Annotated in this window: 23 protein-coding genes and 2 pseudogenes; 24 read left to right on the top strand and 1 reads right to left on the bottom strand. The window is 41.2% G+C overall.

The annotated features are described in order from the left end of the window. Positions 1 to 7: 7 nt before the first annotated feature. The 13 genes from accC (at position 8) to spo0A (ending at position 13,667) form a co-directional block, all read left to right on the top strand. Positions 8 to 1,375, top strand: coding sequence for an acetyl-CoA carboxylase biotin carboxylase subunit (gene accC / locus ACXAHI_RS05310; RefSeq protein WP_474846490.1), 1,368 nt, complete (start codon positions 8 to 10; stop codon positions 1,373 to 1,375). 11 nt (positions 1,376 to 1,386) lie between these two features. Then, the gene (locus ACXAHI_RS05305; RefSeq protein ID WP_474846488.1) at positions 1,387 to 1,782 is read left to right on the top strand and encodes an Asp23/Gls24 family envelope stress response protein; all 396 of its coding nucleotides are present in this window, start codon (positions 1,387 to 1,389) and stop codon (positions 1,780 to 1,782) included. A 129-nt stretch (positions 1,783 to 1,911) separates the two neighbouring features. Next, positions 1,912 to 2,298 carry a transcription antitermination factor NusB gene (gene nusB, locus ACXAHI_RS05300; protein WP_270179224.1) on the top strand — a complete coding sequence of 129 codons (387 nt, stop codon included), beginning with the start codon at positions 1,912 to 1,914 and terminating at the stop codon, positions 2,296 to 2,298. Between the two features lie 82 nt (positions 2,299 to 2,380). Continuing rightward, a complete protein-coding gene (xseA, locus tag ACXAHI_RS05295) occupies positions 2,381 to 3,685 on the top strand; it encodes an exodeoxyribonuclease VII large subunit (RefSeq protein WP_474848081.1) in 1,305 nt (434 codons plus the stop codon). Continuing rightward, complete coding sequence (locus ACXAHI_RS05290) at positions 3,672 to 3,920, top strand: exodeoxyribonuclease VII small subunit (RefSeq protein ID WP_442865072.1); 249 nt, start codon at positions 3,672 to 3,674, stop codon at positions 3,918 to 3,920. The genes xseA and ACXAHI_RS05290 overlap by 14 nt, the downstream gene beginning before the upstream one ends. Next, the gene (locus ACXAHI_RS05285; RefSeq protein ID WP_474846487.1) at positions 3,917 to 4,798 is read left to right on the top strand and encodes a polyprenyl synthetase family protein; all 882 of its coding nucleotides are present in this window, start codon (positions 3,917 to 3,919) and stop codon (positions 4,796 to 4,798) included. The genes ACXAHI_RS05290 and ACXAHI_RS05285 overlap by 4 nt, the downstream gene beginning before the upstream one ends. A gap of 756 nt (positions 4,799 to 5,554) precedes the next feature. After that, entirely contained in the window at positions 5,555 to 6,154 is a 600-nt protein-coding gene (locus tag ACXAHI_RS05280) for a CNNM metal transporter family protein (RefSeq protein ID WP_270179220.1), read from the top strand. Between the two features lie 29 nt (positions 6,155 to 6,183). Continuing rightward, positions 6,184 to 8,076: a 1-deoxy-D-xylulose-5-phosphate synthase gene (dxs, locus tag ACXAHI_RS05275; protein WP_474846485.1), complete on the top strand. Its 1,893-nt coding sequence runs from the start codon at positions 6,184 to 6,186 to the stop codon at positions 8,074 to 8,076. Between the two features lie 6 nt (positions 8,077 to 8,082). After that, entirely contained in the window at positions 8,083 to 8,889 is an 807-nt protein-coding gene (locus ACXAHI_RS05270) for a TlyA family RNA methyltransferase (protein ID WP_474846483.1), read from the top strand. Positions 8,890 to 9,039: 150 nt separating this feature from the next. Next, on the top strand, positions 9,040 to 9,489 hold the full coding sequence (gene ahrC, locus ACXAHI_RS05265) for a transcriptional regulator AhrC/ArgR (protein ID WP_270179217.1): 450 nt from the start codon (positions 9,040 to 9,042) through the stop codon (positions 9,487 to 9,489). Positions 9,490 to 9,516: 27 nt separating this feature from the next. Further along, positions 9,517 to 11,205, top strand: a complete 1,689-nt coding sequence (recN, locus tag ACXAHI_RS05260; RefSeq protein ID WP_474846481.1) for a DNA repair protein RecN — start codon at positions 9,517 to 9,519, stop codon at positions 11,203 to 11,205. 124 nt (positions 11,206 to 11,329) lie between these two features. Beyond that, positions 11,330 to 12,625 (top strand): SpoIVB peptidase, encoded by a 1,296-nt coding sequence (gene spoIVB / locus ACXAHI_RS05255; protein ID WP_474846479.1) that lies wholly within the window; start codon positions 11,330 to 11,332, stop codon positions 12,623 to 12,625. Positions 12,626 to 12,866: 241 nt separating this feature from the next. Continuing rightward, on the top strand, positions 12,867 to 13,667 hold the full coding sequence (gene spo0A / locus ACXAHI_RS05250; protein WP_474846477.1) for a sporulation transcription factor Spo0A: 801 nt from the start codon (positions 12,867 to 12,869) through the stop codon (positions 13,665 to 13,667). A 23-nt stretch (positions 13,668 to 13,690) separates the two neighbouring features. On the opposite strand, the gene ACXAHI_RS05245 is transcribed toward spo0A, so the two are convergent. Further along, positions 13,691 to 13,945 carry a DUF2627 domain-containing protein gene (locus tag ACXAHI_RS05245; protein ID WP_270179213.1) on the bottom strand — a complete coding sequence of 85 codons (255 nt, stop codon included), beginning with the start codon at positions 13,943 to 13,945 and terminating at the stop codon, positions 13,691 to 13,693. 186 nt (positions 13,946 to 14,131) lie between these two features. Here ACXAHI_RS05245 and ACXAHI_RS05240 point away from each other — a divergent pair, with 186 nt between their 5' ends. The 11 genes and pseudogenes from ACXAHI_RS05240 (at position 14,132) to ACXAHI_RS05190 (ending at position 25,917) form a co-directional block, all read left to right on the top strand. Next, positions 14,132 to 16,183, top strand: coding sequence for a sigma-54 interaction domain-containing protein (locus ACXAHI_RS05240; protein ID WP_474846474.1), 2,052 nt, complete (start codon positions 14,132 to 14,134; stop codon positions 16,181 to 16,183). Positions 16,184 to 16,318: 135 nt separating this feature from the next. Then, on the top strand, positions 16,319 to 17,218 hold the full coding sequence (gene yqiS / locus ACXAHI_RS05235; RefSeq protein ID WP_474846472.1) for a phosphate butyryltransferase: 900 nt from the start codon (positions 16,319 to 16,321) through the stop codon (positions 17,216 to 17,218). A gap of 24 nt (positions 17,219 to 17,242) precedes the next feature. Then, positions 17,243 to 18,340, top strand: coding sequence for a branched-chain amino acid dehydrogenase (gene bcd, locus ACXAHI_RS05230; protein ID WP_474846470.1), 1,098 nt, complete (start codon positions 17,243 to 17,245; stop codon positions 18,338 to 18,340). A 13-nt stretch (positions 18,341 to 18,353) separates the two neighbouring features. Beyond that, entirely contained in the window at positions 18,354 to 19,463 is a 1,110-nt protein-coding gene (buk, locus tag ACXAHI_RS05225; protein WP_474846468.1) for a butyrate kinase, read from the top strand. A gap of 24 nt (positions 19,464 to 19,487) precedes the next feature. Continuing rightward, a complete protein-coding gene (gene lpdA, locus ACXAHI_RS05220; RefSeq protein WP_474846466.1) occupies positions 19,488 to 20,909 on the top strand; it encodes a dihydrolipoyl dehydrogenase in 1,422 nt (473 codons plus the stop codon). A 27-nt stretch (positions 20,910 to 20,936) separates the two neighbouring features. Next, positions 20,937 to 21,938, top strand: coding sequence for a thiamine pyrophosphate-dependent dehydrogenase E1 component subunit alpha (locus ACXAHI_RS05215; protein WP_270179207.1), 1,002 nt, complete (start codon positions 20,937 to 20,939; stop codon positions 21,936 to 21,938). A gap of 12 nt (positions 21,939 to 21,950) precedes the next feature. After that, positions 21,951 to 22,934 carry an alpha-ketoacid dehydrogenase subunit beta gene (locus ACXAHI_RS05210; protein ID WP_474846464.1) on the top strand — a complete coding sequence of 328 codons (984 nt, stop codon included), beginning with the start codon at positions 21,951 to 21,953 and terminating at the stop codon, positions 22,932 to 22,934. A gap of 26 nt (positions 22,935 to 22,960) precedes the next feature. Continuing rightward, positions 22,961 to 23,131, top strand: a pseudogene (locus ACXAHI_RS05205) (biotin/lipoyl-containing protein); the annotation flags it as partial. Positions 23,132 to 23,305: 174 nt separating this feature from the next. Beyond that, positions 23,306 to 24,271, top strand: a pseudogene (locus ACXAHI_RS05200) (dihydrolipoamide acetyltransferase family protein); the annotation flags it as partial. A gap of 127 nt (positions 24,272 to 24,398) precedes the next feature. Then, a complete protein-coding gene (locus ACXAHI_RS05195) occupies positions 24,399 to 24,827 on the top strand; it encodes a BrxA/BrxB family bacilliredoxin (protein ID WP_270179204.1) in 429 nt (142 codons plus the stop codon). A 121-nt stretch (positions 24,828 to 24,948) separates the two neighbouring features. Continuing rightward, positions 24,949 to 25,917 (top strand): aromatic acid exporter family protein, encoded by a 969-nt coding sequence (locus ACXAHI_RS05190; RefSeq protein ID WP_474846462.1) that lies wholly within the window; start codon positions 24,949 to 24,951, stop codon positions 25,915 to 25,917. Positions 25,918 to 25,932 lie beyond the last annotated feature (15 nt).

Here is a 25,932-nt window from a genome sequence, read left to right as displayed (position 1 = left end):
TACGCATATGACTATTAAAAAGATACTCGTTGCTAACCGAGGAGAAATTGCTGTACGAATTATCCGTGCTTGTGAAGAGATGGACATTGAAACAGTAGCAGTATATTCTCAGGCCGATAAGGAAGCATTGCACGTAAGACTTGCTGATGAAGCTTATTGTATTGGACCGACTGCAGCCAAAGATAGCTATTTGAACTTCACGAACATCATGAGCATCGCAACTGTAACAGGAGTAGATGCCATCCATCCAGGATATGGTTTCCTTGCTGAAAATGCAGACTTTGCTGAACTGTGCCGTGAATGCAATATTACGTTCATAGGGCCAAGCCCAGAAGCAATCAGTCGTATGGGTACAAAAGATGTTGCTCGTACAACGATGAAAGAAGCAGGAGTACCGATCGTTCCTGGTTCTGAAGGTGTCATCAAGGACGCAGATGAAGGTGTCGCTTTGGCTAATGAAATGGGATACCCAGTCATCATCAAAGCTACTGCTGGTGGTGGAGGAAAGGGAATCCGTATCGCGAAAGATGAAAAGGACCTAGTAAAAGGAATCAATATTACACAGCAGGAAGCTTCCACTGCATTTGGAAACCCTGGGGTTTATATTGAAAAGTTCATCGAGGACTTCCGCCATGTTGAGATCCAAGTATTAGCAGATAATCATGGAAATGCGATTCATTTAGGTGAGAGAGACTGTTCGATCCAAAGACGTCTCCAAAAGCTAGTAGAAGAAACTCCATCTCCGGGTCTCGATAGTAAGATCAGAGAAAAGATGGGGGATGCAGCGGTTAAAGCTGCACAAGCTGTTAATTATTCTGGAGCTGGAACCGTTGAGTTTATTTTCGAACCTACAGGGAACTTTTACTTTATGGAAATGAATACTAGAATTCAAGTTGAACACCCTGTAACAGAAATGGTTACCGGTGTTGACTTGATTAAAGAACAGATTAAAGTAGCTTCAAACGAAGAGTTGAGTTTAAAACAAGAGGATGTTACTTTTAAAGGCTTCTCGATCGAATGTAGAATCAATGCAGAAGATCCTGACAAGAACTTCATGCCTTCTCCTGGTAACGTGCATATGTATTTACCGCCAGGCGGCTTCGGTGTACGTGTTGATTCAGCGGTATATCCAGGCTATGATATCCTGCCATTTTATGACTCCATGGTTGCTAAACTGATTACGTATGGAGAAACTAGAGAAGAAGCCATCTCGAGAATGAAGCGTGCGCTTGGTGAATTTGTGGTAGATGGTGTTAAGACCACGATTCCTTTCCATATGCGACTCATGAACCACGAAAAATTCGTAAGCGGCGATTTTAACACAAAGTTTCTCGAGAAATATGATTTAACTGAAAAAACTACTAATTCTAAGTGAGGTGTTCATAAATGAATGAAGTTCAATCTTTTGAAATGGAAGAGCACGATACAGGGCTTGGAAAAGTCGAAATATCTCCCGAAGTAATCGAAGTCATCGGTAGTATCGCCGCATCTGAAGTAGACGGTGTGGCTGAGATGAGAGGGAACTTTGCCTCTGGTGTCGTTGAGCGCTTTGGTAGGAAAGACCATCGCAAAGGAGTAAGAGTTGAACTTGGCGAAGATGGCATCATTCTTGATGCTTTCGTAGTAGTGAGCTATGGACTCTCAATCCCTGAAGTATGTCAACAAATTCAAGAAAACATTCGACAAGCCCTTCTTACGATGACAGCTCTAGAAATAGGTGCAGTCAACGTAAGTGTAGTCGGTATCACATTTGATAAAAAAGAAACAGAAGATGAAGAATAAACAGAGGGGATTTGATCCCCTCTGCTTTTTTGTTTTTAGAGAGATTCACAATTGGAAAACCTGTATTTGTCTATTACAATATGCTATCATCTATTGGTATAGCAATATTAGCGTAAAAGGGGTATAGCAATGAAAAGAAGACATGCAAGAGAAAAGGCCATACAGGCGTTGTTTCAAATAGATGTGACAGACACCGATCCGAAAGAGGCGCTGGAACACGTATTAAGCGATGGAGAAGGTGACGAGTTTTTATCTGAGCTTGTCTTTGGAACGCTTGAAAACCTAGAGGAAATAGATGAAAAAATAAAAGCCAATCTCGTTAACTGGAACTTTAACAGAATTGGAAACGTGGATCGATCCGTATTAAGGATGGCCTGCTATGAAATGACTGCAAGAGAAGATATTCCAGTCAATGTAAGTCTGAATGAAGCTGTAGAACTTGCTAAGATGTTTGGTGGAGATGAGTCTGGACGATTCGTTAATGGTGTTTTGTCTAAGATGATTCAAAAAGCTTAACAAGTTTGCGGTGGAAGGAGGGGGAAGATTGGTAACAGATCGATATATTACAGTAACCGCTCTAACAAGGCATGTGAAAAGAATGATCGACAATGAGCCTGCACTGCAGGATGTATGGCTCAGAGGAGAACTTTCTAATGTGAAGCTGCATAGTAGAGGGCACCTATATTTTACTGTTAAAGATGACAAATCCAGGGTGCAGTCCGTTATGTTCGCTGGCAATAACCGTCATATGAAATTCAAACCTGAAAATGGTATGAAGGTATTGATCAGAGGTGAGATTTCAGTCTTCGAACCGTACGGACAGTATCAATTGTATGCTAGGGAGATGCAACCTGATGGCATAGGAAACCTTTATCTAGCTTATGAAGAACTGAAGAAGAAGTTAGAGTTTGAAGGTTTATTCTCAGTTGAAAGAAAAAAACCGATACCTCGATATCCTTCTGAAATAGGCGTCATCACTTCTCCTACTGGAGCTGCGATCAGAGATATCTTCACAACAATTAAGCGTCGTTATCCCTCTGCACGAATCACTGTTTTTCCTGTTCTCGTTCAAGGTGTGAATGCCAAAGACTCTATCGTTAGAGCAATAGAGATGGCAAACTCGATGGAAATGATCGACGTATTAATTGTGGGTCGAGGTGGCGGATCGATCGAAGAGCTATGGGCTTTTAATGAAGAAGACGTTGCTAGAAGCATTTCTCGTTCGAAAATCCCAGTTATTTCTGCTGTTGGACATGAAACGGATTACACCATTTCAGATTTTGTTTCAGACTTAAGAGCACCTACTCCTACTGGCGCAGCTGAGCTAGCAGTTCCTAGCATGGTAGAGCTAGAAGAACGTCTGGAACAGAGGGTACATAGACTCATTAGAGTCATGAAAGAAAAGAAGCAAAGTGAACAAGAACGACTTTTACGACTTCAACGATCGTATGCCTTTCGATATCCTAACCAGTTGTTAACTCAAAAAGAGCAGGAGCTTGATTTACAAGTTGAGCGGCTTCGTAAGACGATGAAACGCCAGGTCGACTACACGAAAGAGCGTGTTGAACGAAATCATACACAGCTTCTTAAAAAGCACCCAGAACAATTGGTAAGAGAATCTGCGAAGGATCTTCTGGACCTACGTTCATCGCTATATAAAGAGATGTCTAGGGTTGTACAAGGCAAGCAAAGGGATTTCGCGCATGCAACGGGTAAGCTGGATGCACTCAGCCCGTTGAAAATCATGAAACGTGGCTATAGCCTTGCATACAAAGAAGACACGTTAGTGAAGTCAGTTAAGCAAGTTGAGCCTGGTGATGTCATAAAGGTTCAGATGAGTGATGGAAAGATAGATGCTCACGTATGGGGATTGGAGGAGAATGATTCATATGGAGAAGAATGAAGAAAAATACGAAAACGTTACGTTTGAAGAAGCGATGCAGAAACTCGAAGAAATTGTTGGTTCTCTTGAAGAAGGGAATGTCCCACTCGAAAAGGCAATTTCACTCTTTCAAGAAGGGATGAACTTATCGAACCTTTGTCATGATAAGTTGCAGTCGATCGAAGGGAAAATGGATCAGATCGTTGGTGAGAATGGAGAAATTAAACGCTTCTCGGTTCAGGAGGATGAGGCGTGACGTCAGATTTGACTGCTTACATGAAAGAATGTAAGAAATTTATCGATGGAGAGTTGAATGGGTTCATCTCACAACTAGAGATGCCGAGTGAGTTGAAAGAGGCGATGCTGTACTCTGTAGATGCAGGAGGAAAACGAATTCGACCTATTCTTATGTTGGCAACAGCAGAAGCGTTTGGCGCTTCGAAAGAAAAAGCATGTCATGCTGCGAGCGCTGTGGAAATGATTCATACGTATTCGTTGATCCATGATGACCTCCCTGCTATGGATGATGATGATTTGAGGCGCGGAAAACCAACGAATCACAAAGTGTTTGGTGAGGCTGTTGCAATCCTTGCAGGAGATGCATTACTTACTCAGAGCTTTGAGGTCATTAACAGTTCATTGTTACGAGACGACCAGAAAGTTGAGTTAACAACGTTGATGGCACGTGCAGCTGGTCCTAACGGGATGGTTGGCGGACAGATAGCCGACCTTTCTGGTGAAGAACAAGAGCTTACTCTTGAAGAGCTTGAATACATTCATCATCATAAAACAGGAAAACTGCTTGTATACTCGATTCTTGCGGGTGCGGTAATCGGAGATGCAACTGATGAACAAATGTCTCATTTAAAACAATTTGGAGAACATTTAGGACTTGCTTTTCAAATTAGCGATGACATTTTAGACGTTGAGGGTGACCAGGAAAAGATTGGGAAGTTACCTGGAAGCGATGAAACGAATAAAAAGAGTACGTATCCAAAGCTTCTTACTTTAGAAGGTGCAAAAAATAAGTTAGCCTCACACTACGATGAGGCGTTACTTCATTTAGCACAAGTTGGGGTAGATACCGATCGGTTGCGTTCACTTGCTAAATTTATCATTGAAAGAGATCATTAGAACAAAATTGAGAATATATAAGTATTGTGGTATAATACAATTAGACTGAGTGGTGCAGTATTCTAGTCAGTCCGGCTATTCTGAAGGCGGGCCTAAAAATCCGCCATAGGGCACATCGATGAAGTTCCTGGTGTTGGCTTGAGTCGCCCAGACTTGGGTCGATGCTGGGAGTTAAGGTCGCAGGGCGATCCACAAAGGCATGTGGGCGTTGACCCTGCTTCCGCGGAGGCCTATTCTTGTAGCTTGTGCGGTTAACGCCGCCAGCTATGAAATGGGGTATGAACCTGTTTCAGTCGCCAGGGATGCGGCTGAACAGCGTAGCCTGCCTTGAGTGGAGCTAGAGGGGATTATGGTTTATTGGAAAGGCGTTGCTAGGCCAGCATGCTTTTTCTACCACCCATATGAAATCTGCTCTGCAAAAGAGGCTAGGAATTGACCAGGACTGTTGAGGAAAACTCCTAGACTGTTCCGAGTGACACTTAAAGGGGATTATAGTGCGGACTAAGTGGTAATCCAGTCTAGCGAATGGTGACACGCTAAGACGGATGTAAAGGGAAACCGCCTGGACGGCGACGTCCGGGTATCCGTTTGGGAAAACCTACTGGACCTAAGCCGCAGTCTTTACTCTTTAAGTGACCACTCTGCGATACATAACGACGAGGTTGTTCACTTGACAGGATGAGGAAGTTGGACTTCCTTGTGTTCCGCCTGTTCTGTTGAACACCTCTTTTTATTTCATATTCACAAGGAGTAAAGATGAAAGCTTCGATATCAAAGTCCATAAACTGGAGTTTAGCGATTGCCGTTATCACACTTGTGTTAGCGGCTATTTTTTCAATCATATCAACAGCTGTTTTGAGTGGCGTAACCTGGGCACTTGGAATGGTCGTCGTTTTACTGATCGTTCTTATAGGTATCTTTTTTGATACAATAGGAGTAGCTTCCACTGCTGCCAACGAAGTGCCGTTCCATGCTATGGCAGCGGAACGACTGACTGGAGCAAAGCACGCTATCTTCATTACACGAAACGCAGACCGCGTGGCAAGTTTTTGTAATGACGTGATAGGGGACATTTCGGGTATCATAAGTGGTACTGCAGCAGCTGCCGTTGTCGTTCAGTTGACACTTCAACTTGGACATGACGAGGGATCTCTGTTTCAATATATAGTATCAGTAGTATTTACCAGTGTCGTCGCTGCATTGACTGTGGGTGGTAAAGCCCTCGGTAAAACGTTTGCAATTCATTTTTCTACACAAATCATCTTTCAAGTTGGGCGATTCTTATACCTTATTGAAAAAACGTTCAAAATTAAGATGGTTGCAAAACAGTCTAAAAAGAAAAAGAAGCAAGCGTAAATCGAAATATAGAAGGGGAGGACATTCCCATGGATTTGGAAAAAATCGAGAATCCGAAATTTTTAAAAAAATATAATGTTGAACAAATGACAGAGTTAGCAGAAGATATTAGGGAGTTCTTGATTAACAAACTTTCCGTAACAGGGGGACACTTAGGACCGAACCTTGGTGTCGTAGAGCTCACGATCGTGTTACACAAAATCTTTGATAGTCCGAAGGATAAATTTCTTTGGGATGTAGGACATCAAGCGTACGTCCATAAGATTTTGACAGGTAGAAGTACGCAATTCGATACTCTAAGAAAATATAAAGGACTCTGTGGGTTTCCAAAACGGAATGAAAGTGAACATGATGTATGGGAAACTGGTCATAGTTCGACTTCTCTCTCTGCAGCTATGGGCATGGCGGCTGCCCGCGATATTAAAGGAACAGACGAAAATGTCGTGGCGATCATCGGTGATGGAGCATTAACGGGTGGAATGGCTCTAGAAGCACTCAACCATATTGGTCACGAACAAAAAGATATGCTCGTCATATTGAATGATAATGAAATGTCCATTGCCCCTAACGTTGGTGCACTCCACAATGTTCTTGGGAAAATGAGGACAGCTGGTAAATATCATAAAGCAAAAGAGGAACTTGAATACTTACTAAAGAGAATTCCCGCGTTCGGTGGCGCATTAGCTTCCACAGCTGAACGTGTGAAGGATGCAATGAAATATCTTTTAGTTTCTGGAATCTTTTTTGAAGAGCTAGGTTTTACGTATCTCGGTCCGGTGGATGGTCATGACGTAGATGCCCTTATGGAAAATATTAACTACGCTAAGAAAACAAAAGGGCCAGTGATCGTTCACGTTCTGACTAAAAAAGGAAAAGGCTATCACCCTGCTGAAAACGATCAAATTGGGACGTGGCACGGGGTAAGTCCATACAAAATCGAAGCTGGAGAACAAATCAAGCCTAAAGCTGCTGCCCCTGGTTACAGCAAGGTAGTTAGTGAAACGGTTCGGAAACTAGCTGAAAAAGACGATCGAATCTCAGTTATTACCCCTGCTATGACAGTTGGGTCTAAGTGGGAATCATTCGAGAATCAATTTCCAGAAAGATTGTTTGATGTAGGTATCGCAGAGCAGCATGCAACAACGATGGCTGCGGGACTTGCTACTCAAGAATTAAAACCTGTACTTTCTATTTACTCTACGTTTTTACAACGTGCGTATGATCAATTAGTTCATGATGTTTGTCGTCAAAACCTGAATGTATTGATTGCTGTAGATAGATCTGGCCTAGTCGGTGCTGACGGTGAAACTCATCAGGGTGTATTCGACATCTCATTCCTTCGTCACCTGCCAAACATGGTCTTAATGATGGCGAAAGACGAGAATGAGCTACAGAACATGGTCTACACAGGATACAAATATAATAGTGGTCCGATTGCAATTCGCTACCCTCGTGGAAATGGTATCGGGGTTACAATGGATAAAGAACTAAAGGAAATACCAATCGGTTCTTGGGAAGTGTTAAGAGATGGATCGGATATTGCACTTCTTTCTTTCGGTCCTACCCTACAAGATTTATTAAAAGCAGCCGAGCAATTGGAGAAGGAAGGCATTTCAGCGAGAGTCATCAATGCGCGCTTCATCAAACCGCTTGATGAGAAAATGATGTCAGAGCTTATCCATGAAGGTATTCCGATGCTTACTGTTGAGGAATCGATTCTGCAAGGCGGTTTCGGAAGTGCTGTTCTAGAGTATGTAAATGACAGTGGTTACCAGCATGGAACGATCGAGAGAATGGGGATTCCTGATACGTATATTGAGCACGGAAGTGTAGGAGAACTGTTGAAAGAAATTGGTTTGACTGCGGAAGATATTGCTGAAAAGGCAAAGAAAATTTTACCAGCAAAGCAAAAGAGGGCATAGAGTAACATGGCAAAAAAAGAAAGACTAGATGTGCTCCTTGTTAACCGAGGACTGATCGATACAAGAGAAAAAGCAAAGAGAGCCATTATGGCGGGTTTGGTGTACTCTGAATCCGAGCGATTAGATAAGCCAGGAGTCAAAGTTAACGATGATATTGTTCTCCATGTCAAAGGCGACACGCTCCGTTATGTTGGTCGAGGCGGTTTAAAGTTAGAGAAAGCAATCAAGACATTTGAGCTTGACCTAACGAATAAGATCGTCCTTGATATCGGTTCTTCAACAGGTGGTTTTACAGATTGTGCCTTACAAAACGGTGCTTCAACAGTTTATGCACTCGACGTTGGATACAATCAGCTGGCATGGAAACTTCGAGTAGATGACAGAGTGGTAGTCATGGAAAGAACAAACTTTCGATATTGTACGAAAGATGACTTTACAAGTGGCTTACCTGAATTTGCTTCTATCGATGTCTCGTTTATTTCTCTTAAAATTATCCTTCCCGTTTTGAAGACGATCTTTGAAACGACTGGGGAAGTGGTCGCACTTGTAAAACCACAGTTTGAAGCTGGAAGAGATGACGTAGGAAAAAAAGGAATCGTCCGAGACAAAAAAGTTCACCAAAGAGTATTAGAAGACATGATCGAATTTCTTACTGAATCTGGATATCAAGTCAAAGGGCTTTCGTTCTCTCCTATTACAGGTGGGGAAGGGAATATTGAGTTTCTTTTGCACCTTGGGTGGCAACAGGTTCATGAAGGTTTAGAAGAAGTAAGTGTAGTTGAAGTGGTCGATCAGGCACACAATCAACTTTGAAGGATACATACGTGTATCCTTTTTTTAATCCATCTGCCCACGAAAATAACGTGCGATACCTGAATATTTATGTATGCCTATACAAAAAGAGGATAGGGCTATATAATAAGGCTGACGTTACATATGTGTAATTTTTTTGGAGGGTGTTAAATGAATAAAGGTCAACGCCATATAAAAATCCGAGAGCTAATAGCCAATCAGGACGTAGAAACTCAGGACGAGCTTGTTTATTGTTTAAAAAGTGCAGGGTTTAATGTTACACAGGCGACTGTTTCAAGAGATATAAAAGAACTCCATCTTGTAAAAGTACCTACGATCGATGGTAGGTATAAGTACAGTCTTCCAGCCGATCAGCGATTTAATCCTCTGCAAAAATTAAAAAGAACGTTAACTGATGCTTTTATTAGTATAGATGATGCTGATCATTTAATCGTAATGAAGACGTTACCAGGAAACGCGAACGCTATAGGAGCATTGATCGACAATTTAGATTGGGAAGAAATAATGGGAAACATCAGTGGGGATGATACAATCTTAATTATTTGTAAGAAGCCAGAACATGCACCTCTGATTTCTCAGCGCTTTATCGATATGTTGTAATATGATGATCTTTGAAGGTGGGAGAATATGTTAGCCGAATTATCTATTCGCAATTTCGCGATTATTGAAGCGGTAACTGTATCGTTTGACCGTGGCCTAACTGTGCTTACTGGAGAAACCGGAGCAGGAAAATCCATTATTATCGATGCGATCGGCTTACTCGTTGGTGGTCGAGGGTCTGCTGAATTCGTAAGATATGGTACAAAAAAAGCAGAAATTGAGGGTTTGTTTCATATTGACGGAAACCACCCATCGATACAAAAGCTTGAAGATGTCGGGATAGAAGTATTGGATGATATGGTCGTGTTGAGAAGAGATATATCAAGTGCAGGGAAGAGTATATGTCGAGTGAATGGCAAACTCGTTACACTTGGAATCTTGCGGGAAATTGGTCAATCATTGATTGATATCCATGGTCAGCATGAACACCAAGACCTTATGCAACCTGATAAGTATCTTTCTTTGCTTGATAATTTTGGAGAACGTTCGATTGGTCCAGCCTTGGAAGAATATCGAGGGATATACAACCGCTACAAAAAAGTTCGAGAACAGCTGAAGCATTTGACTGAAAACGAACAGCAAATGGCGCAGAGACTTGATTTGATTCAATATCAGCTTGAAGAGATAACAAAAGCAGAACTAATTCCTAATGAAGATGAAGATCTCATGGAGGAAAAGCTCCGTTTAGGAAATTTTGAAAAGTTATTTGGTGCGCTTCAGGATGTTTATCATTCACTCCAAGGAGATAACAAAGGTCTAGATTGGTTAGGATTAGCAATGTCCCAACTCGAAACGGTCTCAGATCTTGGTGAAGAGTTAAAAGAGTATCATGAAGAAGTGGCAAATCAATTTTATCTTTTAGAAGAAACGTTGGGGAAAATTAATTCATATAGAGATCAACTCGAGTTTGATCCGACGAGACTAAATTTTGTTGAAGAACGTCTAAACGAAATACAAGGATTAAAGAGAAAATACGGCGAGTCAGTCGAAGAAATCCTAGAGTACGCTGCTTCGATCGAAGATGAAGTCGATAAACTAACTCACAGTGAAGACAGAATCGAAGAACTAGAAAAAAGTTTGGATGATATAACGGCTGATTTAAAAGTTGAGGCTGATAACTTAACAAAGCTACGTAAACAAATTGCGAACAAGCTTGTCGGCGCAATCCATGAAGAGCTGCAAGACCTTTATATGGAGAAGACGGAGTTTGCAATCAACTTTAATGTGAATGGAAAACAGGAGTTCCATAAGTCTGGTAAAGATGACATCGACTTCATGATATCAACTAACCCAGGTGAGCCATTAAAACAACTTTCAAAGACCGCTTCAGGTGGAGAATTATCGAGGATCATGCTAGCTCTTAAATCGATTTTTTCAAAACATCAGGGAATCACATCTATTATATTTGATGAGGTCGATACTGGCGTAAGTGGACGAGTTGCTCAGGCGATGGCAGAAAAAATTCAACGTCTTTCTTCAGGTTCTCAAGTTTTAGTCATCACGCACCTTCCTCAAGTAGCTGCGATGGCTGATCATCACTTATATATTTCCAAAGAGGAAACAGGAGAAGGTAGAACGAAAACGAGCGTTGGAAAATTAAGCACTGATGAAAAGATAGAAGAACTTGGAAGAATGATTTCAGGTGCTGAGATGACTGAATTAACGAAGAAGCATGCAAAAGAATTATTATTGCAGGCTGATCAAATAAAAACATAAGATGAAATGCTATCCAACTAAGGATAGCATTTTCATTTTTATCGGTTATAATAACCGTCTGGTAAGGCAAAATTATAAGTACAGCCATGTTGGAGGTGTGGGCAAGAGCGAGGAGAGTGAAGGTTTGAAGACACAGATAATTAGAAAATTGATTGGTGCAGTTCTCCTTGGTTTAATAATTGCTTTTGGATTTTCAAATCCAGTTCAATTATTTCTTTCGATTCCAGATGAAATCGTTTTGTTTGAAGGAGATCAAACTGACATCTCATCTGTTATGACCACCGCTTCAACTGTAAAAAACCCTGACGTGATTAGTGTGAACAAAAATTCAGATCAGATTACAGTTAAAGGTGTAAGCAGTGGTTCAGATATACTTGATTTTACAGTAGGTACGTTTCCTATCAAGCAAGTAGGGGTTAAAGTTCTTCCTGATTTTAAAGTAATTCCTGGTGGACAATCGATAGGTGTGAAGCTGAATACCCGTGGTGTACTCGTTGTAGGGCATCACCTTATTCATACAACTAAAGGAGATCGTTCCCCCGGCGAAGTAGCTGATATTCAAGTGGGAGATATCATTACGAAAATCAATGGTCAATCCGTCCAAAAAATGAGTGACATCGGAACGATTGTAAAAAAAGTCGGACAAGATGGTAATGCATTAAAAGTAACGATTGTACGTGAAAACAAGGAACTAAACAAAAAATTGGTTCCTGTTAAGGACAAATCGGACTCAAAGTATCGAATCGGACTTTATATTAGAGATTCTGCTGCAGGAGTTGGTACCTTAACGTTTTATCATCCAGACAGTAAGAAATACGGTGCTCTAGGGCATGTCATCTCGGATATGGACACAAAGAAACCGATCGTTGTTCATCATGGTGAGATCTACAGCTCTTCAGTTACTTCGATTGAAAAGGGGAGCAATGGGCATCCCGGTGAAAAACTAGCCAGATTTTCAAATACCGATCACAAGTTAGGTACGATAACTCGTAACAGTCCATTCGGTATCTTTGGTGAAATGAACAATCAAGTTAAGAATGGCATGTACGATAGACCGATGCCGATCGCATTATCACATCAGGTAAAAGAAGGACCGGCTAAAATCTTGACTGTTGTGAAAGGTAGCGAAGTAAAAGCATACGATGTTGAAGTGGTTAGCTCTATTCCACAGAAATTTCCTGCTACTAAAGGAATGGTAATAAAAGTTACTGACCCTGAATTGTTAAAGGAAACCGGTGGCATTGTACAAGGAATGAGTGGAAGCCCAATTATTCAAGACGGGAAAGTTATCGGAGCAGTCACCCATGTGTTTGTAAATGACTCGACTTCTGGTTATGGGGTTCACATAGAATGGATGCTTGAAGAGGCAGGAATCAATATTTATAAAGAAGATCGTAATGGTCAGCGAACAGCGAGCTAAAAAAAGCTCAATGTTCGCTTTCTTTCGTTATTTAACCATGATATACTTTGTATGAAGAAAATTCGACAAAAGTAATAGATTATTCAGAAAATGTAGAAAAAAGAAGTTAGCTGAAGAATTAAAGAGATAAATGCAGGATTTGTATTAAATTTAAATGTTTTTAGAAATTTTAGAGGAAAATTATGTGGCCCGTTGAATTTCTATATAACGGTAACCAAACTTGGGAAGGAGAGACGGAGCCGTGCAAAAAATTAAAGTTTGCCTTGCAGATGATAATCGGGAATTAGTTAACTTAATTGAGGAATATATGTCTCGACAGGAGGATATTGAAGTTGTAGGGACAGCGTTCAATGGTCAGGAATGTCTTGAAGTACTCGAAGAAGAAGAGCCAGATGTGTTAGTTCTTGATATCATCATGCCTCACCTCGACGGACTTGCTGTTCTCGAACGTTTAAGAGAAATGAATTACACGTGCAGCGTCATCATGTTAACGGCATTTGGTCAAGAAGATGTAACGAAGAAAGCGGTCGATCTTGGAGCTTCGTATTTTATACTTAAACCGTTCGATATGGATAACCTTGCTAGTCATGTCAGGCAGGTAAGCGGTAAGAAAACGACATTTACGCACAGCACACAATCTTATAAACGTCCACCTAGAGAAAACAAGCCTAGAAATCTCGATGCAAGTATTACGAGTATCATTCATGAAATTGGCGTACCTGCCCATATCAAAGGTTATATGTACTTAAGGGAAGCAATTACGATGGTATACAATGACATCGAATTGCTGGGGTCGATCACCAAAGTTTTATACCCAGATATCGCGAAAAAATTTAATACGACCTCTTCTAGAGTTGAGCGTGCAATCCGTCACGCGATCGAAGTGGCTTGGAGTAGAGGAAACGTTGAATCGATTTCCAACCTGTTTGGTTATACGGTTAGCATGTCAAAGGCAAAACCAACGAACAGTGAATTTATCGCAATGGTTGCAGATAAACTGAGAATTGAACATAATTCGGAAAACTATTCACACACAAGATAATAACTATAAAAAAACAAAGTCGTTTAGGACTTTGTTTTTTTATGTCTATTTGAAGAAAATCGCTGTTGAACTTTATTTCGTTTACGATCTCGATAGAAAATAAAACCACCTACGAACGCTAGGCCAGCTAGAAAAAACACTAAACCTAAAATAAATTGTAAAATGAGTGAAGTAAAGGGAGGGATCGTTATCCCAAATACAACATCTCTCATTAATTTAATCCCATAAACCCCAATTAATCCGGGGATAAGCACAATAAGGAGAGCTAATAGTCGCATATAGTGCGCATCCTTTCTACAAATACTATTGACATTGTAGCGAAGTAAACAGTTTGTGTCTATGCCAGTTGTAAACGCTTTTTGACAAATTTTCGAAACAAACCATGCACGATTTGTCAAAACTGATATTTAGTTGTATGATAAGTATGAAATATATTGCATGTGAGAAATGCAGGTGATGAATAATTGCGCAAATGTATGATCGTAGGAGCTGGAAACGGTGGTAACGCGTTACTAAATATCCTTCGAGAAACAAAGATGATGAACGTCGTAGCGGTTGTGGATCTTAATGAAAACGCACCTGGTATGATTACAGCTAAAGAGGCAGGAATAAAGGTTTATAACGATTGGACGATTCCATTATCCGATTTTGAAATCGATGTCATTATTGAAGCAACAGGGAGAGACAGTGTCTTCAAAGAAATACGTGAAAAACGCAGTAAGAAAACTGTACTCATTCCAGGAGCAGTTGCGAACGTCGTATTGCATCTGATTGAAGAAAAAGAATTATTGATCGATACGCTCCGACATCAGTCTAAATTACAAGAAATAATACTCGATTCCACTCATGATGGAATGATCGCAATAGATAAAGAGGAATGTGTGACGCTGTTTAATAGGAGCGCAGAGAAAGTAACCGGTATTAGTAAAGAAGAAGCTATTGGTAAACCGGTAGGCTCGTTGATGGCGACGAGTCGACTCCCTAGGGTCCTGGCCAGTGGACACTCCGAAGTGAACCAGGAACAGCTTTTACCTAACGGAAAGAAAATCATAACCACAAGAATACCATTATTAGACAGCAATGGAGCTCGTGTAGGAGCGATGGCAGTCTTTCGAGATATGACTGCAATCGAAGAAATGGCTCAAGAAGTTACGAACTTAAAAAGTATCCAGTCTATGTTAAAAGCAATTATCCAATCATCTGATGAAGCGATATCTGTTGTTGATGAAAATGGTAGAGGGTTGATGATCAATCCTGCTTACTCAAGATTGACTGGATTAGATGAAGATGAAGTGATCGGTAAACCAGCAACAACTGACATATCTGAAGGTGAAAGCATGCACATGCGTGTTTTGAGCTCTAGAAAACCTGTTCGAGGGGTTCAGATGAAAGTTGGCCCTAAGAAGCGTGATGTAGTCGTTAATGTTTCCCCAGTAATCGTTGATGGACGGTTAAAAGGAAGTGTAGGAGTCATCCATGATGTATCTGAGCTGCACTCGTTGAACAATCAACTTCAAAGAGCAAGACAAATCATTCGAACCCTTGAAGCAAAATACTCGTTTGAAGACATTATTGGAAGCTCTGAAGAAATGTCGTTCTCTATTCAACAAGCAAAGCTCGCTGCCTCAACGCCAGCAACTGTGTTGCTGAGGGGGGAATCTGGGACAGGCAAAGAATTATTCGCACACGCAATACATAATGCTAGCGATCGAAAGTTCAACAAATTTATAAGAGTGAATTGTGCCGCAATCGCTGAATCTCTGCTTGAAAGTGAGCTTTTCGGTTATGAAGACGGTGCGTTTTCAGGAGCAAAACAAGGCGGAAGAAGAGGCCTTTTTGAAGAAGCGAACGGCGGGAGCATTTTTCTCGACGAAATCGGTGAACTATCTCTGAGTACACAAGTAAAACTGTTGCGTGTTCTACAAGAGAAAGAAATTGTTCGTGTAGGGGGTACTAATCCGATATCGATCAATGTCAGAATAATTGCTGCTACGAATGCAAAACTTGAAAAGAGAATAATGGATGGTTCATTTAGGGAAGATTTATATTATCGATTGAATCGTATGCCGATACAGATACCACCCCTTAGACAACGGAAAGAAGATATAGGGTTTCTATCAGACCATTTGATAGCTAAGATTAATCAGGACTACGGGAGGAACGTTGAAGGCATTACTCCTAAAGCGTTAGAGTATCTCAAGCAATATGAATGGCCAGGGAATGTAAGAGAACTTGAAAATGTATTAGGAAGAGTTGTCATTCATATGGATGCAGCTGAGTCTGTTATCCAACTGTCTCATATCCCATCATTATTAAGTGAGACGAAAAATGCCGACCTTCTCTCAGTTGAGAGAACTCCTGAGAAATCTCTGTCACAACTAGTGGATGAGTTTGAAAGAAAAACGATTGACCAAACTCTTCAATACTATAACGGAAACAAAACGGCTACTGCCAAAGCGCTAGGAGTATCTTTAAGAAACCTCTATTATAAGATGGAGAAACACGGAGTTGAATAAAGTAGCATGCAAGAATTTGCGCGGTTTGAAAAAGGTTGCATGGTGGTTGAGAAGAATATGCCCGATCTAATACCTTTTTAAACTTGGCATGAAAATTGCATTATATAATGTGGTGGACACGAAGGGAGAGACATCATGAACCTAAACAACTTATTGAAGGAAGCTACTGAGCAAACGAACAAAGTAGTGGCTTTAGCAGCAGCTGCTGATGAAGAAGTGATCGAAGCTGTAAGAATGGCTGTGAATCAAAAGCTCGCTTCGTTTATTCTGTATGGCGATGAAAAACAAATCATGTCCATATTAGAAAAGAAAGACCTCACTCATTCTGAAGATGTTCGCGTCGTGCATACCTCAGATGATAAGGAGTCATGCAAATCAGCTGTAACCGCTGTCAGGAATGGTGAAGCAGATGTCCTTATGAAAGGGATGGTTTCGACTTCAACCATTTTGAAAGAAGTGTTAAACAAAGAATACGGCCTTAGAAAAGGAAAAAGCCTATCGCATCTTGCGGCTTTTGATGTGCCTGGATATGACAGAATGATTTTTGTTACTGATTCTGGCATGAATATAGCACCTGACCTTCAGCAGAAGGTTGATATTGTAAACAATGCAGTGGAAGTAGCGACTTCAATCGGTATAAAAACACCGAAAGTTGCCCCTCTTGCAGCGGTAGAAGTCATTAACCCGTCGATGCAAGCAACCCTCGACGCTGCGGCTTTAAGTCAGATGAGCGCTAGAGGTCAAATAAAAAATTGTGTGGTCGATGGCCCACTTGCTTTGGATAATGCTATTTCAGTTAAATCCGCAAGTCACAAAGGGATAAAGAGTGAAGTAGCCGGATTTGCTGATATCTTGCTAGTGCCTTCAATCGAAGTAGGCAATGCACTATATAAATCTCTTGTCTATTTCGCTAATGCGAAGGTCGGGGGTATCATCGCAGGAGCTAAAGCTCCAATCGTGTTAACTTCACGATCTGATGATGCAGAAAGTAAAGTTTATAGTATCGCTTTAGCAGTAAGCTCAACCAATAAATAAGAACGATCAGGGAGGAAGATTTAAATGGAACTATTCAAATATATGGAAACTTATGATTATGAGCAGGTTGTTGTGTGTCAAGATAAAGCATCAGGTTTAAAAGCGATTATCGCTATCCATGATACGACTCTTGGACCTGCACTAGGTGGAACGAGAATGTGGACTTACGATTCAGAAGCAGATGCTTTTGAAGATGCTCTGCGATTAGCAAAAGGCATGACCTACAAAAACGCAGCAGCAGGGTTGAACTTAGGTGGAGGAAAGACAGTTATTATCGGTGATCCTAGGAAAGATAAGAACGAAGCAATGTTTAGAGCATTCGGACGTTATATCCAAGGGTTGAATGGTCGTTACATCACTGCTGAAGACGTTGGTACAACGGTTCATGATATGGATACGATTCATGAAGAAACGGAATATGTAACAGGAATTTCTCCTGCTTTCGGTTCTTCAGGTAACCCATCTCCTGTAACAGCTTATGGTGTTTATGTTGGTATGAAAGCTGCTGCGAAAGAAGCTTTCGGTACGGATTCTCTTGAAGGTAGGACTGTAGCTGTTCAAGGAGTTGGTAACGTAGCTTACAACCTTTGTAAACACCTTCATGAAGAGGGCGCTAAACTCGTTGTTACAGATATCAACAAAGAATCTGTAGACCGTGCAGTTTCTGACTTTGGAGCAAAAGCTGTAGATATTGATGATATTTACACAGTGGATTGCGATATTTTTGCTCCTTGTGCCCTTGGTGCAGTCATTAACGATGATACGATTGGGAAAATTAAAGCTAAAGTAATCGCAGGTGCCGCAAACAACCAGCTTCGTGAAACGACACACGGTGACCAGATTCACGAAATGGGTATCGTATATGCTCCAGACTATGTGATTAATGCAGGTGGAGTAATCAACGTTGCTGATGAATTGTATGGTTATAACCGTGATCGCGCTATGAAGCGTGTTGAAGGGATCTATGACAATATCGCTAAGGTTATCGAAATCTCTAAACGAGACGGTATTCCTACTTATGCAGCAGCAGATCGACTTGCTGAAGAAAGAATTGAAGCAATGAAACAATCAAGAAGCCAATTCTTGATGAACTCTCAACACATTTTAAGTCATCGTAAGTAACGGAGGGTCTCAAGTGACTGATAAAGAATATCGACTACTGGTAATCAACCCAGGTTCAACGTCAACAAAGATTGGTATTTTCGATAATGAACGAGCAGTGTTTGAGAAAACACTCCGTCATGATGCAGAAGAAATCAATCAATTTGAAACAATCATCGATCAGTATGAATTTAGAAAAAGCACGATTCTAGAAGCACTAGATGAGGAAGCGATAAACATTTCGCGACTTGCCGCCGTGGTAGGTCGCGGAGGCCTTCTTCGTCCTATAGAAGGTGGAACTTATTCTGTTAATGAGCAAATGCTTGAAGATCTAAGAAATGGTTTTTCCGGTGAGCATGCTTCCAACCTTGGCGGAATCATCGCCTTTGAGATTGCAGAACAACTTAACATTCCATCCTTTATTGTTGATCCTGTTGTGGTTGATGAACTACAGGATGTAGCTAGACTTTCTGGAGTCCCAGAAATCGAGCGAAAAAGTATCTTTCACGCATTGAACCAAAAAGCAGTTGCTAGAAGGGTTGCTGGACAGCTAGATAAGAAATATGAAGACCTTAATTTGATCGTTACTCATATGGGCGGTGGAATTACCGTTGGCGTCCATAAAAACGGGAAAGTGATCGATGTTAACAATGGTCTACATGGAGAGGGGCCTTTTTCACCTGAACGAGCGGGCACAGTTCCCGTGGGTGATTTAGTTTCAATGTGCTTCTCAGGAGAATACTACGCTGAAGAAATCATGAAAAAACTAGTAGGACAAGCAGGTTTCGTAGGCTACTTAGGTACAAATGATGCTGTGAAAGTAGAGGAGTTAATCGAAGCTGGTGACGAAAAAGCTAAGCTTGTCTATGATGCGATGGCATATCAGATCGGCAAGGAAATCGGTGCTGCAAGTGCCGTTTTATGCGGTGAAGTAGATGCGATCGTGTTAACTGGTGGAATGGCTTATGGCAAACAATTCGTAAAACAGATCACAGACCATATTAAATGGATTGCAGATGTCATAGTTCACCCAGGAGAGAACGAACTTCAAGCTCTCGCAGAAGGCGGCTTGCGCGTACTAAGAAATGAAGAGGATGCGAAAGAGTACCCAAACACAACGGTTAGTACGATGGTCTTAAAATAATTTTTTCGCAAAAGGAGAATTTGAATGGCTGAAGAGTACGATCTCGTCATAATTGGTGGAGGTACGGGCGGTTATGTTGCCGCGATCCGTGCCTCTCAACTCGGTTTAAAAACAGCGATTGTAGAAAAACGCGAGCTTGGAGGTACATGTCTCCATCGCGGGTGTATTCCAAGTAAGGCGTTACTAAGAAGTGCTGAAGTTTTTGCGACAGCAAAACACGGTGAAAAATTTGGTGTGACAGCAAAAGAAGTCGCGCTTGATTTTGAGAAAGTTCAAGAGCGTAAACAAAGCATCGTAGATCAACTTCATAATGGTGTAAAACATCTCATGAAGCAAGGGAAGATCGATGTTTACGAAGGATTTGGAAGAATTTTAGGACCATCTATTTTCTCACCGATGCCTGGAACCGTTTCAGTTGAAATGAACAACGGGGAGGAAAACCCTATGTTGATTCCAAAGAACGTCATCGTTGCGACGGGATCAAAGCCTCGAACATTGCCAGGACTTGAAGTGGATGAAGAATATGTAATGACTTCTGATGAAGCACTCCGTATGGAATCTCTTCCTTCATCGATCATCATCGTTGGAGGTGGTGTTATCGGTATCGAGTGGGCTTCCATGTTATCAGACTTCGGTGTTGAAGTAACCGTACTAGAATATGCTGATCAAATCGTACCGACTGAAGATCATGAAGTATCGAAAGAAGCAGCTCGTTTGATGAAGAAAAAAGGCATCAAGCTTTTCACTGGTGCTAAAGTCATGGGCGACACTCTTGAAAAAGGTGATGGCGTTTCCGTACAAGCAGAACACAAAGGTGAAATGAAAACGTTTAACGCGGAAAAGATGCTCGTATCTGTAGGTAGAGAAGCGAATGTAAAGAACATCGGACTTGAAAATACGTCGATCAAAGTTGAAAAAGGTGTTATTGAAACGAATGAGTTTTTCCAAACAGCTGAATCTCACATCTATGCGATCGGTGATGTAATCGGTGGAATGCAGCTTGCACACGTAGCGTCTCACGAGGGAATTACTGCGGTTGAACATTTGGCTGATCAAGACCCTGCGCCAATGGATTATTCAAAAGTACCGAGCTGTATCTACAGTAGTCCTGAAATGGCTAGCGTAGGATTAACGGAAGAAGCTGCAAAAGAGCAGGGCCACAACGTGAAAACTGGTAAGTTTCTCTTTAAAGCGATCGGTAAAGCGCTCGTATTCGGCGAATCAGATGGGTTTGTAAAATTAGTTGCAGATGCAGATAATGATGACCTTCTAGGTGTACATATGATCGGTCCTCATGTTACTGACATGATTTCTGAAGCAGGACTTGCAAAGGTACTAGATGCAACACCGTGGGAGATTGGTCATACGATCCATCCTCACCCAACCCTTTCTGAAGCAATTGGTGAAGCAGCATTAGCAGTTGATGGTAAGGCGATCCATTCTTAATATAACTCGAATGAGGAGGTAGAAATAATGGCTAACAAGACAGAAAAGCGTCATGAAGCTCTAGGGCTAACTGATGAGCGCGTACTAGAAATGTACGAAACGATGTTATTAGCTCGAAAAATTGATGAACGGATGTGGCTTTTGAACCGTGCAGGAAAGATTCCTTTTGTTATTTCGTGTCAAGGACAAGAGGCGGCTCAGGTAGGTACAGCATTTGCAATGGATCCGGAAAAGGATTTTGTAGCACCTTATTACCGTGATATGGGTGTTGTCTTAACATTTGGGATGACAGCGAAAGACCTAATGCTATCAGGTTTTGCTAAAGCAGAGGATCCAAACTCTGGAGGAAAGCAGATGCCAGGACATTTTGGTCAGAAAAAGAACAATATTATTACTGGTTCATCACCTGTAACTACACAGGTCCCGCATGCTGTAGGATTTGCACTAGCTGGACGCATGGAAGGAAAAGATTTGGTGACGTTCTGTTCATTTGGTGAAGGGTCGTCAAACCAGGGTGATTTCCACGAAGCTGCAAACTTCGCAGGTGTGCATAAGCTTCCAGTGCTTTTTGTATGTGAAAACAATAAATATGCGATTTCTGTGCCTGTTTCAAAACAGCTTGCTTGTGAAAAAGTGTCTGATCGTGCAATAGGCTATGGTATGCCTGGTGTAACGGTTGATGGAAACGATCCATTAGCAGTATATGAAGCGGCTAAAGAAGCTGTTGAAAGAGGTCGACGTGGAGAAGGACCAACACTTATTGAAACAGTTTCTTATCGATTGACTCCTCACTCAAGTGATGATGATGATCGCGCTTATCGTACGAGAGAAGAAGTTGAAGAAGCTAAGAAAAAAGACGCCGTTATCACGTTTGCAGCTTATTTGAAGGAGTCTGGTGTTCTAACAGATGAGATTGAAAACGAAATCAACGAACGTGTGAAAAAGGAAGTTGATGAAGCTACGGAATACGCAGAAAATGCGGATTATGCACCTGCTGAAGATGCTATGAAGCATGTATATGCAGAGTAAGGGGGAGTAATAATGCCAGTCATTTCATATATTCAGTCAATCACACAAGCACTAAGAGAAGAAATGCAACGTGATGAGAAGGTATTTGTACTTGGAGAAGATGTTGGTGTAAGAGGTGGCGTTTTCAGAGCAACCGACGGTCTTTATGATGAGTTTGGAGAGCATCGCGTGATCGATACACCACTAGCAGAATCTGCGATTGCAGGAGTTGGAATCGGTGCAGCGATGTACGGTATGAGACCTGTTGCTGAGATGCAGTTTGCTGACTTTATTATGCCAGCTGTAAACCAAATCGTTTCAGAAGCTGCGAAGATCCGTTACCGTTCTAACAACGACTTTAGCTGCCCGATCACGATAAGAGCTCCATACGGCGGCGGCGTCCATGGTGCATTGTACCACTCACAATCTGTTGAAGCATTGTTTGCAAATGTACCAGGATTGAAAATTGTAATGCCTTCTACTCCATACGATGCGAAGGGCTTACTAAAGGCAGCTATCAGAGATGAAGATCCGGTCTTATTCTTTGAACATAAACGTGCTTACCGTTTAATAAAAGGTCAAGTGCCTGAGGAAGATTACACCCTTCCAATCGGTAAAGCAGACGTGAAGCGTGAGGGTGAAGATATTACCGTTATTACATATGGTCTATGTGTTCACTTTGCTTTGCAAGCAGCTGAAAAACTCGAGAAGGATGGCATTTCAGCTCATATTCTCGATCTCCGCACTGTGTATCCGTTAGATCGTGAAGCGATCGTTGAAGCAGCTAAGAAAACTGGAAAAGTTCTTCTCGTAACTGAAGACAACAAAGAAGGTAGTATCATGAGTGAAGTATCTGCAATCATTGCTGAAGAGTGTCTATTCGATTTAGATTCTCCAATACAGCGCCTTGCGGGTCCAGATGTTCCGGCAATGCCTTATTCACCACCGATGGAGAAATACTTCATGATCAATCCTGATAAAGTTGAAAAAGCAATGCGAGAGCTTGCTGAATACTAAAAGCGTATTTCGAGGGAGGTTATAGCATGGCAGTTGAGAAAATATTGATGCCTCAGTTGGGAGAAAGTGTCACTGAAGGTACGATAGAAAAATGGCTAGTTGAAGTTGGCGATACTGTAAATAAGTATGATCCAATCGCAGAAGTCAATACAGACAAAGTAAATGCTGAAGTGCCATCTTCTTTTACAGGCAAGATTAAAGAACTTGTAGCTAATGAAGGTGACACGTTAGAAGTCGGTGAACTTGTTTGCTATATTGAAATTGAAGGTGGAGGTTCTGCTGAAGAGACGCAAGAAGACTCTACTGGACAAAAAGCGATAGAGAATATTTCAGAAGATAAGAAAGAACAAGAGCAAGAAGATCAACCGATGAAGAAGCGTTATTCTCCTGCAGTATTACGCATGTCACAAGAGCACGACATCGACCTTGATCAAGTAAGCGGTACGGGTAAAGGTGGACGAATTACTAGAAAAGATCTTCAGAAGATTATCGATTCTGGTGAAATTCCTTCACCTAAAGCCGAGAAGGAAGCGCCGAAACAAGCAGCACCTCAAGAAGCACCAAGTGCTCCAAAAGCTCCAAAAGCTCCAAAAGCAGAGCCTGAGAAGGAAGCAGCTGAAGTTCCTGTTGGTGAAGGTGATATTGAGATTCCTGTAACAGGCGTTCGTCGTGCGATCGCTAACAATATGCTACGCAGTAAGCATGAAGCTCCTCATGCGTGGACGATGGTAGAAGTCGATGTGACAAACTTAGTTGAATATAGAAACAGTATTAAAGATGACTTCAAGAAAAAAGAAGGCTACAGCTTAACATTCTTTGCTTTCTTCGTAAAAGCTGTTGTCGAAGCTCTGAAAGAATTCCCTCAAATGAATTCGATGTGGGCCGGTGACAAAATTATTCAGAAGAAAGATATCAACATTTCGATTGCAGTTGGTACTGACGATTCTCTATTTGTTCCGGTTATTAAAAATGCTGATGAAAAATCCATCAAAGGTATTGCTCGTGAAGTAACAGAGCTTGCTAAAAAAGCAAAAACAGGTAAGCTTAAAGGCGATGAAATGCAAGGTGGAACCTTTACGGTAAATAACACAGGTTCGTTTGGTTCTGTTCAGTCAATGGGGATTATTAACTACCCTCAAGCGGCTATCCTTCAAGTTGAGAGTATCGTTCAGCGTCCAGTTATTATGGATAATGGAATGTTTGGTGCTCGTCACATGGTCAACTTATGTTTATCTTTAGATCACCGTGTGTTGGATGGTATGATCTGCGGTAAATTCCTTGCGCGTGTGAAACAAAACCTCGAGAATATTTCTAAAGAAAATACTTCTGTTTACTAATAAAATCGGCCGTCTCAACGATGAGACGGCCATTTTCTTATATAAATAAAAAGGTTTCTTGGAATTTTCAACGCATTCGCGATACAATATAATGTAAGATGTACCGAGTTAAGGGAGGAATTATGGAATGTCTATGGATTTTAATCTATTTATGAACGATGTGGTAGCTACAGCAAGAGAAGAGATTAAAGCTGCTGGTTATCAAGAACTAACGACTTCTGAAGAAGTTGAAGAAGTCATGGCGAAAAAAGGAACGACTCTTGTAATGGTCAACTCAGTGTGCGGCTGTGCTGGGGGCGTTGCACGTCCTGCAGCCAAAGTAGCTGTTTCTAACGAGAAAACACCTGATCATCTCGTAACCGTTTTCGCAGGCCAAGATAAAGAAGCTACTGCAAAAGCACGTTCTTACTTTACTGGATTCGCACCATCTTCTCCTTCATTTGCACTCTTAAAAGATGGAGAGATCATCAACATGGTAGAGCGTCACGAGATCGAAGGAAGCGACCCGGAAGAAGTAGTGGGAATGCTTCAATACCTTTTCAATAAATATTGCTAATAACAGAAGGCGGCAGGCTTGGACCTGTTGCCTTTTTTCTGTATTTTAGAAGGTTTCCGTTTAAGGATGAGACTTTGTAGGATATTAAGGAAGTATAACGAGGTGGAAGGAAGAATAGGAATTGAAACTGAAAATCGGTTATCGAACATTAAAAACCGCAATAGGTACAGGAACAGCGATCACGATCGCACAGCTTTTCTCACTAGATAACTATGTTTCAGCGGGAATCCTTACGATACTATGTATCAAACCTACGACGAAACGGTCGTTTCTTAGTTCGTGGCAAAGGTTTCTTGCTTGTTTGCTTGGAATTTTGTTTAGTGCAGTGTTTTTTGAAGGGATCGGGTACAATCCGTTAAGTATATCCCTATTGCTACTTATGTTTATTCCAGCAGTCGTTGCAATAAAAGCGACGGAAGGTGTCATTACAAGTTCAGTTATCATTCTTCATATTTATAATTTTGGTACGATAAGTTGGGATATCGTCTTCAATGAAGTAGCGATTATTGTAATTGGAATAGGGGTCGCGCTGCTGTTTAATCTTTATATGCCTAATTTAGAAAAAGATCTGTTGAAGTACAGGGTACAGATTGAAGAAAAGTTTTCGGTGATCTTGATGGAATATGCCGTCTACCTTAGACATGGGGAAAGTTCCTGGGATGGTAAAGAGATGCTTGAAGTCGGAGATGCTCTACAAGAAGCGAAAAGCATTGCGCTCAAAGATATCGAGAACCATATGCTGCGTGATGATGATAAATATTATAAGTACTTTAAAATGCGTGAAAAGCAATTTTTCATACTAGAAAGGTTACTTCCGATCATTTCTTCTCTTGATCAAACCTACATACAAGGACAGAAGATGGCTGAGTTTATGGAAAAATTAAGTCATGCTGTAAAGCCGCAAAATACGGCAAGCGTTTTTCTTGATGAGCTATACGAAATGAGAGAAGAGTTTAGAAATTCAGCGTTACCATCAGATCGATCAGAGTTTGAAACACGTTCTGCTCTTCACCATTTCTTGAACGAGATCGAACAGTATCTATTATTAAAGCGGTATTTAAAGCCAGGAGCTTTTTCAAAGGACGAATGATTTCATTGCAACGAT

This window comes from Anaerobacillus sp. ABD4_527, assembly GCF_056160805.1.
This window is presented reverse-complemented; position numbering and strand designations above follow the sequence as displayed.